This window comes from Streptococcus sp. HMSC062B01, assembly GCF_001811085.1.
Classification (GTDB): domain Bacteria; phylum Bacillota; class Bacilli; order Lactobacillales; family Streptococcaceae; genus Streptococcus; species Streptococcus gordonii.
On sequence record NZ_KZ672782.1, the window covers coordinates 176,917 to 193,110 of the forward strand.

Consider the following 16,194-nt stretch of genomic DNA (forward strand, 5'->3'; position numbering starts at 1 on the left):
TATCTTTCACATCATTTAAACTAAAGACTGGCGATCATAGTCTGTAATCTGATTCCCAAGTTCTTGCAATAATTTTCTTACCTCAAGCTTACTTGTTTCACTTTCATACACGCTTCGCAGTTCTGCATCTGTCGCACCAATCAAGGTTACAAATTCTACTTTTCCATGCGGAGTGTCTAGGGGCTTAGCTAGATTATCGCGAGCAGTCAGAAAACCTGTCAACTTTGATTTTTGATGGGCATCAATTCCTACCGTTTGCTTGGTGTAAATGTATTCTTCTGGTAAAACAACTTTACCCGTTTTAAAAATATATCTTGCCACATATTGCAATAAACCGCAGCCATTTTTGATTTCTTCTTCGTCATTATCTGATTTCTTTAACTTAAAAGTCAATTCAATCCCATAACCACTGTATTCAGGGTCTGAGCTTTCTTTTGTGTATAACTCCGACAAGCCATAGCCAACAAAATGCCAAAATTCCCCCGCATCATAAACACTGATACCATCAAGAGGATCTGGACCTCCAAACATATATTTGATAAGTGTTCCATAATGCCGGGGATTGGGCTGATCAGGATAGAGACGATCAAATTCTGCATCAATGGCTTCCCATCCTGGAGCGCTATCATCTGTATTATCAGATTGAACAACAGTTTTGTCTCCATCTTCAATCGGCTTTTCCTCACCAGAAGATTTCTTCTTAAAAAAATCAAATAAACCCATAAATTCTCCTTAGCAGATGACTTTTAATCCTTGCCACAAAATCATCTATGACTTCCTTCTTATTTTCGTGCAACTCCCAAACTATCCAACACCTCTGGATACAACTTGTACTCTGCTTCATGAATGCGAGCTTCAAAGCTTTCGATAGTATCATCAGCAAGACGTGGCATACGGACTTGTTTGATGACCTTGCCTGTATCTACACCTGAGTCTACCCAGTGAATGGTCACGCCGCTCTCAGCAACCCCAGCATTCCAAGCATCCTCAATTCCATGAGCTCCTGGAAATTCTGGTAGGTAGGCTGGATGAATGTTAATGATCCGACCCTCGTAAGCAGCGAGCAAAGTTGGCCCAACGATTTTCATATATCCTGCTAGGCAAACCAAGTCAATCTGGTGTTCTTCCAAGAGTTCAACAAGAGCTGCTTCGTAGTCTGCCTTGTTCTCAAACTCCTTGAGTTCAAAAGCATAGGACAGAACGCCGAGCTTGTCTGCACGCTCGAGCACATAGGCGTCACGATGGTCTGAAAAAACAAACTCCACTGGAAATTCTTCGGCAATCACCTGAAAATTTGAGCCATTACCAGAGGCAAAAACCGCTATTTTTTTCATTTGATGATGACACTTTCGTTTTCTTTCTTGACGATGCGACCAATTTCATAGATTGGTTCATCCAACAATTCCTTGACACGGCCTACATTTTCAGGGCTAACTGCCAGCATGAGTCCCACACCCATATTGAAGATTTCAAACATTTCTTCATGCTTGATTTCACCGTACTTTTCAAGAGCTTTGAAAATCGGAAGCACTGGAACCTTGTTTTCCTCAATCTCAGCAGCCAAGTCATCTGCAAACATACGTGGGACATTTTCGATAAAGCCACCACCTGTGATGTGGGCAATACCGTTGACCAACCCTTCCTTGATGAGTGGCAAGACAGCTTTGACATAGATACGAGTCGGCTCAAGAAGGACTTCCTTGAGTTTCTTGCCTTTCAATTCTGGTAAGACTTCCTCACCCGTGTAGTCCGCAAAGACACGACGCACGAGTGAGTAACCATTTGAGTGAATCCCACTTGAAGCAAGCCCGAGAAGAACATCGCCTTCTGCTACCTTTGAGCCGTCAATGATTTGAGATTTTTCAGCCACACCGACTGCAAAACCAGCCAAGTCGTAGTCATCTTCGCCATACATACCAGGCATTTCAGCCGTTTCCCCACCGATGAGGGCAGCGCCTGCCTGCACACAACCTTCTGCCACACCAGCAACGACTTGTTCTAGCTTGGCTGGTTCATTCTTACCAGTCGCCACATAGTCGAGGAAATAGAGGGGCTCCGCACCTGCAGCGATGATGTCATTGACACACATGGCCACACAGTCCTGCCCGATGGTATCGTGCTTGTCATACTTGATAGCCAACATGAGCTTAGTTCCGACACCGTCAGTCCCTGAGATCAAGACGGGTTCTTTGACCCCCGTCTTTGAAAGGTCAAACATGCCACCAAAGCCACCCAAAGCTCCCATTACCCCTGCACGCTCCGTACGAGCCACGTGCTTTTTAATCCGTTCAACAACTTCATAACCCGCTTCAACATCCACACCAGATTGAGCGTATGCATTCTTATTTGTCATTTTGTCTCCTCTTCCTTTTCTTTCATGGAGAATTTCATCTGTCTATTTGTAAAAACTCGTCTTATCCCCTAAGCTTCTACGATATTCTTCTTCATAGTCGTAGAGAGGAGTTGGGTAGTCACCGTCAAAGTAAGCGACACAGAGACCACCGTTTGGTGCATCTGTTTCAATCCCGATAGAGCTAATCAAGCCATCAATCGAAAGATAGGTCAGGCTATCCGCACCAATGATTTGGCAGGTTTCTTCAACGGTATGATTGGCAGCAATCAGTTCCTGACGCGTCTGGATATCAATCCCATAGAAACATGGATAAGCTAGCGCAGGACTTCCAATAGCAACGTGAACTTCAGATGCACCTGCTTCTTTCAAAAGCTGAACGATACGGCGAGAGGTTGTCCCCCTAACAATGGAATCATCAATCATAACCACACGTTTGCCTTTGACAACGCCCGAAACAGCAGACAGTTTCATCCGCACCCCTTGCTCCCGCAATTCTTGAGTCGGCTGGATAAAGGTGCGTTGGGTGTATTGGTTTTTGATAAGCCCCATTTCGTTTGGCAGACCAGATTCTTCCGCAAAGCCCATGGCTGCGCTTAGTGAAGAATTCGGAACACCGACTACGATATCCGCCTCATGTTTGAATTCACGCGCCAATTGAGCCCCCATTCTCTTGCGGGCTGTATGGACATTAACACCATGAATATTAGAGTCAGGGCGGGCAAAGTAGATATACTCCATAGAGCAAATCGCCAACTGGGTATCATTCGTATAACTATCATACTGGATGCCACTGTCATCAATGATAACAATCTCTCCTGGCTTCACATCGCGAATCCACTCAGCACCGATGACTTCAAAGGCACAAGTTTCAGAAGAAACCACAACTGCTCCATTCCCCATTTTCCCGATTGAAAGAGGACGGAAGCCATTTGGGTCAAGAGCCGCAATCAACTTGTCTTCAAAAAGTAGAATATAAGCAAACCCACCTTTGACAAGACTGAGTGCCTCCTTGATTTTGCCCATCAAGTTCGGATTGTGACTACGGCGAATCAGGTGAGCCAAGATTTCAGAATCAGAGGTTGAGCTGAAAATAGCGCCTCTTTGTTCCAATTCTTTCTTAAGAGATTCGGCATTAGTTAGATTCCCGTTATGAGCCAATCCAAACTGCATATCATGAAAACGAAAAATGAAAGGCTGGATATTATCCGCAGAAGCTTCTCCTGCAGTCGCATAACGAACGTGCCCAATCGCACTCGTTCCAGTCAGTTTATCCAAATTAGCTGGATTTCTGAACACTTCTGATAGAAGTCCCATATCACGATGGCGCTTTAGTTGTCCTTGGTCATTGGAGAGGATTCCTGCCCCCTCCTGACCTCGGTGCTGAAGACTATGGAGCCCAAAATAGGTCAATTTAGCCGCATCCGGATGTCCCCAAATACCGAAAACACCACATTCTTCATTAAGTGACTTTACTTCGTATGTCATTTTTTTACCTAAATTCTTTTATCCTGAAAAGGGAGAAAACCTGGCCTTTCAGACCAAGTAGACTCCTTTTTGATTACTTTCTATTACAAGCCAGTGTTATCTTGACCCGCTTGGAAATAACGAACAGCACTTTCAAATAATTTCTGGTCTTTCTGGCCTGGAATATTTTGGAAAAGACCGTCTTCATAACGTTCTGAGTGACCCATTTTACCAATGATTTGGCCGTTCTTGCTTGTAATCCCTTCGATAGCGTAGAGAGAGCCATTTGGATTATACTTACTATCCATGCTTGGCTGACCATCAAAATCTACGTACTGGCTCCAAATCTGACCATTGTCACGCAGTTCAGCAAATTCCTCAGCCGTTACAACAAATTTCCCTTCACCATGTGAAACCGGAATAGCATGGATATCTCCCACTTGCACACCAGTCAGCCAAGGCGAGTTAGTATTGGCAATGCGGGTTTCAACCATCTTAGCCACGTGTTGATTAGCATCATTGTAAAAGAGAGTTGGGCTACTAGCACCTGCATCTTCAAAGTTTCCGTAAGGAAGAAGACTGGATTTAACTAGAGCTTGGAATCCATTACAGATACCAATGATGAGGCCACCACGACTGATGAAAGCATCAATGGCTTTCTTGACCTTCTCGTTGAGCAGGATGTTGACGATAAACTTAGCTGACCCATCTGGCTCATCTGCAGCAGAGAAACCACCTGCAAAGAAGATGATATTTGCCTTGTCAATGTTGTCAACCATTGTGTCAACAGACTTGACAATGGCCACTTCGTCCAAAGTAACAAAGGGAACTAGATTGACCTTGGCCCCAGCTGCTTCAAAGGCTTTAGCTGAGTCATATTCTGAGTTGGTTCCAGGAAATACTGGAATATAAACTAGTGGCTCAGCTACTGTATCCTTGGCTTTTATCACTATATCAGAGACTAGTGCAGGGACATCCTCTAAAACTTTAGATTGTTCAAATTCAGTTGGGTAAACTGCTTCTAACTTTCCTTCAAAAGCATTGAGCACATTTAAACCATTTATGTCAATATCGTTTACGGTCAATGTAAACAATTGGGTTGTTTGTCCAATCTTAGCTACATTTGGAATCTCCTCTGTAGATGTAAAGATAAAACCACCTAGCTGACCAGTTAAACAAGTTGACAGATCTGTTAAGTTTACTTTTGCTCCTATACGATTCCCCAGACTCATAAGAGCTAAGTTTTCAAGTACTCCACCATATTTAACCGCTGATGCCGCACTGATTTTATGTTCTTTTTGAAGACTTGCAAACTGTGTAAAGTTTGCCTTTACAGTCTCGAAATCAATTTCTTGAGATAGGGCTGGTCCTGGAATATAGTAAATCCACTCTCCCACTGCCTTAAACTCTGGAGATAGGACTTTTCGACTATCTGCTGTTGTTACACCAAATGCAACTAGAGTTGGAGGCACTGTCAATTCTTCAAAAGTACCTGACATAGAGTCCTTACCACCAATAGACGGGAGTCCTAGCTGAATCTGTGCTTCAATAGAACCTAGAAGGGCAGATACAGGCTGACCAAAACGTTCAGCTTTCTTATCCATCCGCTCAAAGTACTCTTGGTATGAGAAACGAGCCTTAGACCATTCTCCACCAGTGGCAACCAATCGAGCAGTTGCTTCGATCACTGCATATGCTGCCCCATGGTAAGGTGACCACTCAGCCAAATACGGATGGAAGCCCTGAGCTATCACAGATGCAGTATTCGTAAAACCAGACTGAACAGGTAATTTTTGAACAGAAGCTTCTGTTGGAGTTATTTGATAACGGCCTCCCAGTGGATGATTTACGGTTGAACGTCCTACAGAACTGTCAAAAATCGTTTGTAAACCTTTTTGGCTAGCATGATTCAGATCAGATAGAAGAGCTAACAGGTCTGTTTCAAGACTTTCAGCTGATGTTGTCCTTTCTTCAGGTAGCTTGACATCCTTGTCAACCACCTTGGCATCAACTACAACACGAACGCCATTTGTATCAAGGAAAGAACGCTCCAAGTCGACAATTGTTTCACCATTCCAGTGCATAACCAGATTTGGTTTTTCAGTCACTGTCGCAACGACAACAGCGTCAATATTTTCTTTGTTACATTCCGAAATAAAGGCATCTACATCCTCAGGACGAACAACAACAGCCATTCGTTCCTGAGACTCAGAAATAGCGATTTCTGTTCCATTGAGCCCTTGGTATTTAAGAGGTACCTTATCTAGATTGATTTCGAGACCATCTGCCAATTCACCAATAGCTACACAGACACCACCTGCTCCAAAGTCATTTGATTTCTTAATAAGTCGAGTTACATTTCCATTACGGAAAAGGCGTTGAATCTTGCGTTCTTCAATGGCATTCCCTTTTTGAACTTCTGCTCCTGCTGTCTCTACAGATTCTACAGTTTGCACCTTTGAAGAGCCTGTTGCCCCACCAACTCCGTCGCGCCCTGTCTTTCCACCTAATAGGATGACCACATCACCCGCTACTGGTTTTTCACGAACAACATTTTCTTTAGGAGCCGCTCCGACAACCGCTCCAAGCTCCATCCTCTTAGCTACAAAACCTGGGTGGAAATACTCACGGACATAGGTCGTTGCTAGACCAATTTGATTCCCGTAGGAAGAATAGCCATGCGCTGCAGTTTTTGAAATAACCTGCTGAGGAAGCTTGCCAGCCCGTGTTTCAGAAATCGGCTGAGTAATATCACCCGCACCAGAAATCCGCATAGCCTGATAAACATAAGAACGACCAGAAAGCGGATCACGAATGGCTCCTCCGATACAAGTCGCAGCCCCACCAAAAGGCTCAATTTCTGTTGGATGGTTGTGGGTTTCATTTTTAAACATCAGCAACCAAGGCTCTTTAACTCCATCCACGTCCACTTCAATCTCTACTGAGCAGGCATTGATCTCGTCAGACACTTCCATATCATCTAGACGCCCATTGGCTCTTTCGTAACGACCAAAAATAGTCGCCATATCCATGAGAGTCTGCGGTTTTTCCCCACGTCCCAACTCATTGCGCATAGCTAAGTATTTATCATAAGTAGCCTGCAATTGTTTTTCGAACTTAGAGGCTGAAAAATCAATCGTTTTCAACTCAGTCTCAAAGGTTGTATGACGGCAATGATCAGACCAATAAGTATCTAGGACCTTTAGCTCTGTCTCTGTTGGCACGCGCCCAATGGATTTGAAATAATCCTGAATAAATAGGAGGTCATCGACTTCCATAGCTAAACCTTGTTCAGACTTGTAGAGCAAAAAATCTTCTGCCGAATAGTTTTCAAAAAAGTCTAAATTTGGAATTTCCTTGTCAGAGCTTGAAAATTCCTGAGGACGGAGGCCTGAGAGAATATCTTTAAAGCGAGAATCCACAGGATTTAGAAGATAACGCTTAATCGCCTTCAGTTCATTGGCATCAATATTTTTGTTGACTAAATAAAGTTGAGCTGTATTTACAATTACATTGCTATCACTGCCCAAGAGCAATAAAGCCTCCTGAGCGCTAGCTGAGCGTTGGTCAAACTGACCCGGCAGAGCTTCGATAGCAAAAAACGCTGTTTCTGCAAGTGCAACCTCTACTTCCTCTTCTGTCAGCAATCTATCTGTTACTTGCTCAGAAAAAATATGTTTTTCAGCCCGAGTATACAAGTCTTCTGCCAGATGAAAAACATCGTAAACCTGAATTATACGAAGATCTGATAATGTTTTTAACTGGAGATTATATATCAGCTCTTTCATTAAACTCTGTGACTTGATACCAAAGTTATTTTTCTTCTCTACAAAAATACGCTTGTCCATGACTTTTCACACCCGTCCTTACTTAATCGCCTGCAACTTCTCCCAAACAACTTGGTAAACATCCGTTAATTCACCAAGACCACGCCGGAAAACATCCTTGTCCATGTGGTGTCCTTCTGCGTCCCAGAGACGGCAGTTATCAGGTGAAAATTCATCTGCTAGAATAATTTTTCCTTCTTTGTCAAAGCCGAACTCTAACTTGAAATCAATCAATTTCAATCCAATTTGGCGGAACCAGTCTGATAAAAGCTCATTGATCCGACGAGTCTCCTCTTTCAAAAAGGCAATTTCTTCGTCGTTAGCAATCTTCAAGAATTTTACATGCTCATCATTGATGAAAGGATCGTCCAAATCATCATTTTTGTAGTAAAATTCCACAATCGGGGTCTCAAGTGCAATCCCTTCTTCTACTCCAAAACGCTTAGAGAAAGATCCTGCTGTATAGTTCCGAAGCACTACTTCTAATGGAATAATCTTTACTTTTTTGTTGAGTTGATCTGTATCTGAAATCTTTTCAATAAAATGCGTGGCTACACCCGCAGCATTCAGTTTTTCAAAAATAAATGATGAAATCTGATTATTGAGTACTCCCTTACCAACAATCTGTTCTTTCTTAACCCCATTAAAAGCGGTAGCTTGATCCTTATAATGTGCTACAATCACATCCTCATCATCTGTAGCAAGAATATCTTTGGCTTTTCCCGAATATATCAATTTATTTGACATTTTAATGTTCGCCTTTCGTAATTTTTATGCCTTCATTTTATCATACGAACTAGATATTTACAAGCTGTATCCGTATTTTATGTCTAACTTCCATTGATTTTTTTATTTAAACTACCTTCCTTATCAAAATATAGAAAAAAGTAGGTCAAGGCCTACTTTGTTTTTTTCTCAATATATGCTACTACATCTGCAACACTGCATAGACGATCAATATCTTCATCTAAAATGTCAATTCCAAATTCGTCTTCTAAGGTCAGAATAAATTCCATCATATCAACAGAATCCGCCCCAAGATTATCCTTAAAGCTTAATTCCGGAGTTACCTCAAAACTTTTACCTTGGCGTTCTTGAATAATAGATACGATCTTTTGGTAGATTGTTTCCTGCGTCATTGTGTTTCCTCCTTTGAGAATTCTGTAACTGATTTACCAACCACATCCGTATGTAGCATTGTTCGAATTTGACGAATCGTACTGCAAACTGTTTTTGCATCACTTGAGCCGTGAGTCTTAACAACTGGTGCTTTTAGACCAAATAATACGGCTCCTCCAGCATCAGAATAATCTAGTCTAGACTTTAGTTCCTTCAGACTATCTTTTAAAAGCAAGGCACCCAACTTGGCCTTGAGACCACCACCTAAAATACTCTTCTTAAGCTGCCCCATAATGCTGAGCGCTGTTCCCTCAATAGACTTTAAGACTGCGTTTCCGGTGAATCCATCTGTCACTACAACATCAGCTACACCATTCATCAACTCACGCGCTTCCACATTTCCAATAAAATTAAGAGAGGAATCTGCAGCAAGTAGTTCATAGGTCTCCTTACGTAAAGGATCACCCTTGCTACTTTCTGTCCCGTTGTTCAAAAGACCTACACGTGGTTTCTTAATTCCTCTCACGCTCTCAGCATAAAAAGATCCTAACTTGGCATACTGATATAGGTGATGAGCTGTATTTTCCGCATTAGCTCCTAAATCTAGCATATCAAATCCCTGACCATCAACGGTTGGTAGAGTTGACAACAGACCTGGTCGATCAATGTTTTTAATGCGACCTACGATAAAGAAGCCTGCCGCTAAAAGTGCACCTGTATTCCCAGCAGAAAGAACAGCATCTGCTTCTCCTGCTTTAACAGCCTTAGCAGCTAAGACCATGCTAGAGTTCTTCTTTTGACGAATGGCCTTGGTTGGCTCATCATCAGAATTAATCTTTTCATCTGTGTGGACAATGCTAACTCGCTCACTTGCAGTCAGATACTGCTTGATCTTGGCCTCATCTCCATATAAAATCAGCTCGATATCTGAAAACTCTTGAAGAGCTTGATTAGCTCCTTCTACCAAGGCTTGGGGGGCAAAGTCGCCTCCCATAGCATCAATGGCAATTTTTTTCATATTGACTCCTTATTTTCTTTATCTTTTAAAATACTTCCCCAGTCTCCTAGAGAATCAATAAATTTCTTTGATTTCAAATGAATTCCAACATAATCGTCGTAAATTTGATCTATAAATTCGCGCAGTTGTTGCTTAATTTCTGCTTTTAGTGAAATAGTTTCCAGAGTGCTATATTCCACTGCCTGAAATTGATTAAGTAAAAATGGGATATTAGGATGAAGATGACAACGACGATCGTCTTCATGATAGTGGTCTGGACAGAGGACACCATTGAATTTAAAGGAAAAATCAAAAGGTAATCCAGTTCGGTGACAAAAGACACATTCATGGAAATTCAGAGAAACACCAAAACGAGACAAAATCTGAACTTCAAAAATATTTGTCAAAATCTCATGGTCTAAACCGGCTTCCATTAGCTCTAAGGTTTTTGTCAGAAAAGCGAAAAGAGCTGCATCTGCTTGATTATCCTGAATACTAGCGTCTGCCAGAGCTGCTACATAGGTTGCATAGGCCATGATGAATAAATCACTATTAATCCGAGTAAAAGGCTGGACATCCTGGTAATCCTGAATATAACTCAGACCATCATCATTCACCTTCATAAGCAAATTTGCCAATGTAAGGGGTTGAATAACAGGACTCAGCTTAGAGTTGGTGGCATGTTTCACGAAAAACATACGCTTGCCAGCCTGTTCTGTAAAGATTTTTACTAATTTGTCGTCTTCACGAAAGTTTCGATTATAGAGGACCAACGCTTTACTCGTGATGGACTGCATCATATTCTTCCATGTACTCCTTGAGTCGCTTCATAGCCTCTTGAATGACCTCCATACTAGCTGCATAGGAAAGCCGAATATAGCCTTCCCCATACTGGCCAAAAGCTGCACCTGGAATAAAAGCAACAGCTTTTTTCTCAGCAAAATCTTTTAGAAAAGCGAACGAATCCTGCGTAAATCCATCCGGAATCTTAGCAAAGATATAAAAAGCACCGTCTGGTTTTATAATTTTAAAGCCTAAGTCCCTCATCTTTTCCAAGATATAATCTCGCCTTATGATGTATTCCTTCTTCATAGGAAGAGCATCGTCTTTTCCAGCCGATAAGGCTTCTACCCCTGCAAATTGGGCCATAGTATTTGCAGCTGTTACCAAATATTGGTGGCTCTTGATGATCTGAGCGGTAAACTCAGCAGGCGCAAAGATAAAGCCTAATCGCCAACCAGTCATAGCATGAGATTTGGAAAGACCATTGATAACAATGGCTTGCTTAGGTAGGTACTGACCGATGGAAACATGAGCCTCTTCTCTGTAAGTCAACTCCGAATAAACTTCATCACAGACAACAAAGACTGGATATTTACTCAACACTACTGCCAATTCCTGGATTTGCTCCCTAGAATAGGTCACACCAGTTGGATTGGCTGGATAGTTCAGGATGACAGCCTTGACTTTTTCACCTTGCTCCAAAATAGCCTTTTCTAGCATTTCAGGGGTCAAGACAAAATCATTTTCTGTTGTATCAATCTCGACAATTTTAGCTCCTACAAGATTAACAATCGGCTCATATCCTGGATAAGCAGGTGCGGGAAGTAAAACAACATCTTCTTCTTCTAAGATAGCTGTCAAGGTTGCAGACAAAGCTTCTGTTGCACCAATAGTCACCAACACTTCGCTTTCTGGTTTATAGTCTAAATTATATTTTTCTTTGACAAACTCGCTCGCTGCCTGTCTTAGCTCAAGCAAACCACTCATACCGGTATAATGACTCTGATCGGCATCAATGGCAACCTTAGCCGCTTCTTTTACATGGTTCGGAGTTGTAAAATCTGGCTCACCTAAAGTTAGGCGTAAAACCCCGGGAATACTTGATATGGACTGATCAAACTGACGAATCATCGATACTTCAATTTTATCTAAATTCTTATTAAAACGTTTCGTTAAATCCATACATTGCCTCCGTATCTTTATCTTTTCAAATATTATACTACAAATAAAAGACCGTCGCAAAAACTGACTGTAATCACACAAAAGGAAAAAGATTGCAGCTCAAGCCCAATCTTGTATCCTTTCTTTATTGTTCTTCGCTTTCATCATCAAAATAGCGAATCAAGTTCTTTTCTGTCAAAATATCTGAGTAAGTATAAGATTCTACATAAGTACTTGCAGAGTCTCCAGCTGGAACATTGTCATTTGTATATTCTACTATAAATAAAGAAGGATAAACCTCAATCAAACGTCCTTTTTTATCCTTTTGACGCTTCCGCCCATTTTCCAGAGTCATCTCGACAATCTGCCCCTCATGTGCCTTGATGTCTTCTTTAATTTTTTTCATTTTTGCTACATCTGTAAATGCATCACTCATTTTATACTTCCTCCCTTTTAGAAATACTTGAGAACTTGTTGTATTCTTTTTGGAAAATCAATTCTACCGTACCACGCGCACCGCTACGGTTTTTCTCGATAATAACTTCCACCTTGTTATTTGGAATACCTTCTTCTTCCTCGCCAGCACGATCATAATAATCATCCCGATAGAGAAAGGCTACGATATCCGCATCCTGCTCGATAGATCCAGATTCCCGGATATCAGACAGCACTGGCCGTTTATCTTGTCGTTGCTCTACTCCACGAGAGAGCTGACTCAAGGCGATTACTGGTACTTTTAACTCTTTTGCTAAAATCTTCAGCTGACGAGAAATTTCTGATACCTCTTGCTGACGATTTTCGCGTCCGGTTCCTGTGATCAACTGCAAATAGTCAATCAAAATTAGGCCTAAATTGCCTGTTTCTTGAGCCAACTTTCTCGCCCGCGAGCGAATTTCTGTAATCCGAATCCCTGGTGTATCATCAATATAAATGCTGGCTTGTGCCAGATTTGCTTGAGCGATGGTTACTTTCTGCCATTCTTCATCGCTTAGTTGTCCTGTACGGATAGAATGCGAATTGATAACTCCTTCAGAAGCCAACATCCGGTCTACCAAGCTCTCTGCCCCCATTTCCAAAGAGAAAATAGCGACAGTCTTATCTAGTTTGGTCCCAATATTCTGAGCAATGTTAAGGGCAAAAGCAGTTTTTCCGACCGCAGGACGTGCTGCCAAAATGATCAATTCTTCCTCATGTAGACCTGTGGTCATCTTATCCAACTCAGGATAGCCAGTCGCAATCCCTGTGATATGAGAAGTTTGTTGAGAACGAACCTCCAAGTTTTCAAAGTTGATATTCAAGATATCTTTGATGTTTTTAAAACCACTACGGTTAGCATTCTCACTGACATCAATGAGCGCCTTCTCCGCCCCAGCAATAATTTCATCTGCTGGGCTTGCTCCATCGTAAGCTTGATTGATAGAGTCTGTCAACCGAGCAATTAAGCGACGCAAAATAGCTTTTTCAGCTACGATTTTAGCATAATATTCCGCATTGGCAGAGGTTGGCACTGAGTTAACCACTTCAACCAAATAGCTGAGTCCACCAATGTTCTGTAAATCATCCTGGCTATCCAGAATATTGCGAACAGTCGTCGCATCAATCGCATCACCACGATCAGCCAGATCAATCATGGCTTTGAAAATCAAACGATTGGCATACTTAAAGAAGTCAGCTGGCTCGATATATTCACGAACGAAAACGAGCTTGCTCTCATCAAGAAAAATAGCTCCCAGAACAGACTGCTCAGCTAAAATATCTTGAGGCTGTGCTCGTAATTCATCAATCTCTGCCATAAAGAACTCCTCTCTCCCCTACTTACTTATCCTTCCTTGACACGCAGATTGATGACACCTGTGATATCTTGGTAAATCTTCACTGGAACATCAATCAGACCTACTGAACGAATCGGTGAATCCACTTTGATATTGCGTTTGTCCAACTTAATACCAAATTGTTTTTCTAACTCTTCTGCAATTTTTTTGCTGGTAATAGAGCCAAATGTCCGACCATCCGGACCAACTTTTTCAGTAAATTCAACCAAAGTCGCTTCTTCTGCTAATTTGGCCTGAATTGCTTGAGCTTCTGCCACTAATTCAGCATGAGCTTTTTCTTCAGATTTCTGTTTACCCCGCAACTCACCAATAGCTTGAGCAGTTGCTTCTTTCGCTAAATTTTTCTTAATCAAAAAGTTTTGAGCATATCCTGTAGGAACTTCCTTTACTTCCCCTTTTTTGCCCTTACCTTTCACATCTGCTAAAAAAATAACTTTCATTCTACTATCTCCTCTTCTTTTTTGATCACTTCATCAATGATTTCTTGATTTAATTTCCGAGTAACCTCTGCAACCGTAAGGTCTTTAATCTGAGCAGCTGCTAGATTAAAGTGGCCGCCACCACCCATATTTTCCATAATGCGTTGGACATTAATCTTACTACGACTTCGAGCTGAAATCGAAACATAACCTTGCGTATTTTTACTTACCACAAAGGTTGCTTCGATCCCCGACATAGCAAGCATAGTGTCCGCTGCCTTACTGATTGCGACCGTCTGATAACTCTTATCTTCTGGCCCACTAGCTACGATGACGTTTGGTAATATCTTATTACCTCGTAGGATCAGCTCGTTGACCGCCCGATATTCATCAAAATCAGTTGCAGAAATATCTTGAATGGTCACACTATCACTGCCCCGTGTCCGTAAATAACTAGCCACATCAAATGTCCGACTAGTAACGCGAGATGTGAAATTCTTAGTATCCAACATCATTCCAGCCATCAAAACACTGGCTTGCATCTTACTTAATCTATTTTTCTTAGAATTTTGGAACTGAAGCAATTCCGTCACAAGCTCACTAGCACTGCTGGCTCCACTTTCAATATAAGTAATGACAGCATTTTCTGGGAAGTCATCATCCCGTCGATGATGATCAATTACAATAGTCTGATAAAACTGTTTATAAAAATCCTTAGATAGGGTCAAGCTGAGCTTAGAATGGTCAACCATAATGAGTAAGGAGTTTCCCGTCACCATCGTCATAGCTTCTGCAACAGTTACCAAATTAGTCTGACCTTCGTCTTGGAGTTTATTGACAGCTCTCTCAATATCTGCAGCCATTTGATACTGATCATAGACAACATACGTCTTATCAATTAAATTGCTTGCAAAAAGTTGCATTCCAACTGCCGAACCCAAGGCATCCATATCCAAATTCTTATGACCTACAACAAAAACTTGATCAACACTACGGATTTTATCCGAAATAGCTGTCATCATGGCCCGAGTACGTGTACGTGTACGTTTCACAGCTGCAGCAGAGCCACCTCCAAAGAAGATAGGATTCTTGCCATCAGCATTTTCTTTTACAACAGCCTGATCTCCTCCACGAACCTCAGCTAGGTTTAGATTTAACAAAGCCGTTTTACCAATTTGATCGTGGTCCCCATCCCCATAAGCAAAGCCCATACTGAGAGTCAGAGGAATTTCACGATTCTTGGCCTCGATTCTAAATTGATCAATAACTGAAAATTTATCCTGCATTAACTGATCAAGTACCGTAAAATCTGTAAAAAGATAAAAACGATCCATACCTACACGACGATAAAACATACGATGGCGATCAGAGAATTCAGCAATGTAATTGGCAACAAAACTATTAATCTGACTGATATCCGAATCTGATACAACATCTTCTAAATCATCATAGTTATCAACAGATATAATACCAATAACAGGGCGTGTAGTTGCTAATTCTGCAGTTGCATCATACTCATTAGAAGCATCAAAAAAGTAGAAAACATTAGAGGAACGATCCAGATAAATCGAATATTTCTTGTCACCGATTGTCATGTAGCGACCAGAACCTTCTAAGCCTGTCTCCATCATCTGCTGTAGCATTTGTGTATCAAAATCCCCATCTTCTGTTGTACAAAGCAACTCAGCATAGGGATTAAACCACTCAACTTCACCAGTTTCTTCTTTAATTTTAATGACTCCAACAGGCATTTTATCTAGTAAAGATGCCAAACTATTTTCTGCATGGTGATTAACATACTGAATTTGTTCAAATTCTGCTGTTTCAAAAAACTTTTGTTGATAAATTAGAAGGGAAACCAAAAAGGCCAGCACCAAGAAGGCAGCAAGCAAAACAAGCGTTCCTTCACCAAACGCTCGCAGTAAAACTGCTAAGATTCCAAAAGAAATAACGCCCAGCATTACAAAGTGAATTGGGGCAAAATGAAATTTTTTCATCACAAACCTCTTATCCGCCATTTTACCATAAATTCAAGAAAAAAGCGAGTTTCTACTGGTTCTAAGCTTATTTGTGATGTTTAAACTTTTTGTAAAATTAGTAATTATTTCTCGATGGATTGCATCATCCTCTAGTTAATTGTTTGTTGTCATAGTTGTAAAACAATTTTACAGCAAAGTAAACATATTGGTTACTCCACTCAAGAAAGCTAGTTATTTAGTCATGTTTAATAATTAAAAAT

At 41.3% G+C, this 16,194-nt stretch carries 14 protein-coding genes; all 14 read right to left on the reverse strand.

Annotated features, from left to right (window positions below; all coding sequences use genetic code 11):
- Window positions 1–15 precede the first annotated feature (15 nt).
- Window positions 16–723 carry a suppressor of fused domain protein gene (locus HMPREF2780_RS06100; RefSeq protein WP_061596350.1) on the reverse strand — a complete coding sequence of 236 codons (708 nt, stop codon included), beginning with the start codon at window positions 721–723 and terminating at the stop codon, window positions 16–18.
- A 59-nt stretch (window positions 724–782) separates the two neighbouring features.
- Window positions 783–1,334, reverse strand: a complete 552-nt coding sequence (gene purN, locus HMPREF2780_RS06105) for a phosphoribosylglycinamide formyltransferase (protein ID WP_105026373.1) — start codon at window positions 1,332–1,334, stop codon at window positions 783–785.
- Window positions 1,331–2,353 carry a phosphoribosylformylglycinamidine cyclo-ligase gene (gene purM, locus HMPREF2780_RS06110; RefSeq protein WP_061584782.1) on the reverse strand — a complete coding sequence of 341 codons (1,023 nt, stop codon included), beginning with the start codon at window positions 2,351–2,353 and terminating at the stop codon, window positions 1,331–1,333. Before purM ends, purN begins: the two co-directional genes overlap by 4 nt.
- 42 nt (window positions 2,354–2,395) lie before the next feature.
- A complete protein-coding gene (purF, locus tag HMPREF2780_RS06115) occupies window positions 2,396–3,838 on the reverse strand; it encodes an amidophosphoribosyltransferase (RefSeq protein WP_105026374.1) in 1,443 nt (480 codons plus the stop codon).
- A gap of 83 nt (window positions 3,839–3,921) precedes the next feature.
- The gene (locus HMPREF2780_RS06120) at window positions 3,922–7,665 is read right to left on the reverse strand and encodes a phosphoribosylformylglycinamidine synthase (RefSeq protein WP_105026375.1); all 3,744 of its coding nucleotides are present in this window, start codon (window positions 7,663–7,665) and stop codon (window positions 3,922–3,924) included.
- Window positions 7,666–7,683: 18 nt separating this feature from the next.
- Window positions 7,684–8,391 (reverse strand): phosphoribosylaminoimidazolesuccinocarboxamide synthase, encoded by a 708-nt coding sequence (purC, locus tag HMPREF2780_RS06125; RefSeq protein ID WP_048777302.1) that lies wholly within the window; start codon window positions 8,389–8,391, stop codon window positions 7,684–7,686.
- Window positions 8,392–8,543: 152 nt separating this feature from the next.
- Window positions 8,544–8,783 carry an acyl carrier protein gene (locus tag HMPREF2780_RS06130; RefSeq protein ID WP_008808067.1) on the reverse strand — a complete coding sequence of 80 codons (240 nt, stop codon included), beginning with the start codon at window positions 8,781–8,783 and terminating at the stop codon, window positions 8,544–8,546.
- Window positions 8,780–9,781 (reverse strand): phosphate acyltransferase PlsX, encoded by a 1,002-nt coding sequence (gene plsX, locus HMPREF2780_RS06135; protein ID WP_045772604.1) that lies wholly within the window; start codon window positions 9,779–9,781, stop codon window positions 8,780–8,782. The genes HMPREF2780_RS06130 and plsX overlap by 4 nt, the downstream gene beginning before the upstream one ends.
- Window positions 9,778–10,560 (reverse strand): DNA repair protein RecO, encoded by a 783-nt coding sequence (gene recO / locus HMPREF2780_RS06140; RefSeq protein WP_105026376.1) that lies wholly within the window; start codon window positions 10,558–10,560, stop codon window positions 9,778–9,780. Before recO ends, plsX begins: the two co-directional genes overlap by 4 nt.
- Entirely contained in the window at window positions 10,538–11,725 is a 1,188-nt protein-coding gene (locus HMPREF2780_RS06145; protein WP_048777298.1) for a pyridoxal phosphate-dependent aminotransferase, read from the reverse strand. The genes recO and HMPREF2780_RS06145 overlap by 23 nt, the downstream gene beginning before the upstream one ends.
- Window positions 11,726–11,849: 124 nt before the next feature.
- Window positions 11,850–12,140, reverse strand: a complete 291-nt coding sequence (locus HMPREF2780_RS06150) for a Veg family protein (RefSeq protein WP_011999582.1) — start codon at window positions 12,138–12,140, stop codon at window positions 11,850–11,852.
- 1 nt (window position 12,141) lies between these two features.
- A complete protein-coding gene (dnaB, locus tag HMPREF2780_RS06155; RefSeq protein ID WP_008808062.1) occupies window positions 12,142–13,497 on the reverse strand; it encodes a replicative DNA helicase in 1,356 nt (451 codons plus the stop codon).
- Between the two features lie 26 nt (window positions 13,498–13,523).
- Entirely contained in the window at window positions 13,524–13,976 is a 453-nt protein-coding gene (rplI, locus tag HMPREF2780_RS06160; protein ID WP_011999581.1) for a 50S ribosomal protein L9, read from the reverse strand.
- On the reverse strand, window positions 13,973–15,952 hold the full coding sequence (locus HMPREF2780_RS06165; protein ID WP_199774048.1) for a DHH family phosphoesterase: 1,980 nt from the start codon (window positions 15,950–15,952) through the stop codon (window positions 13,973–13,975). Before HMPREF2780_RS06165 ends, rplI begins: the two co-directional genes overlap by 4 nt.
- Between the last annotated feature and the right edge of the window lie 242 nt (window positions 15,953–16,194).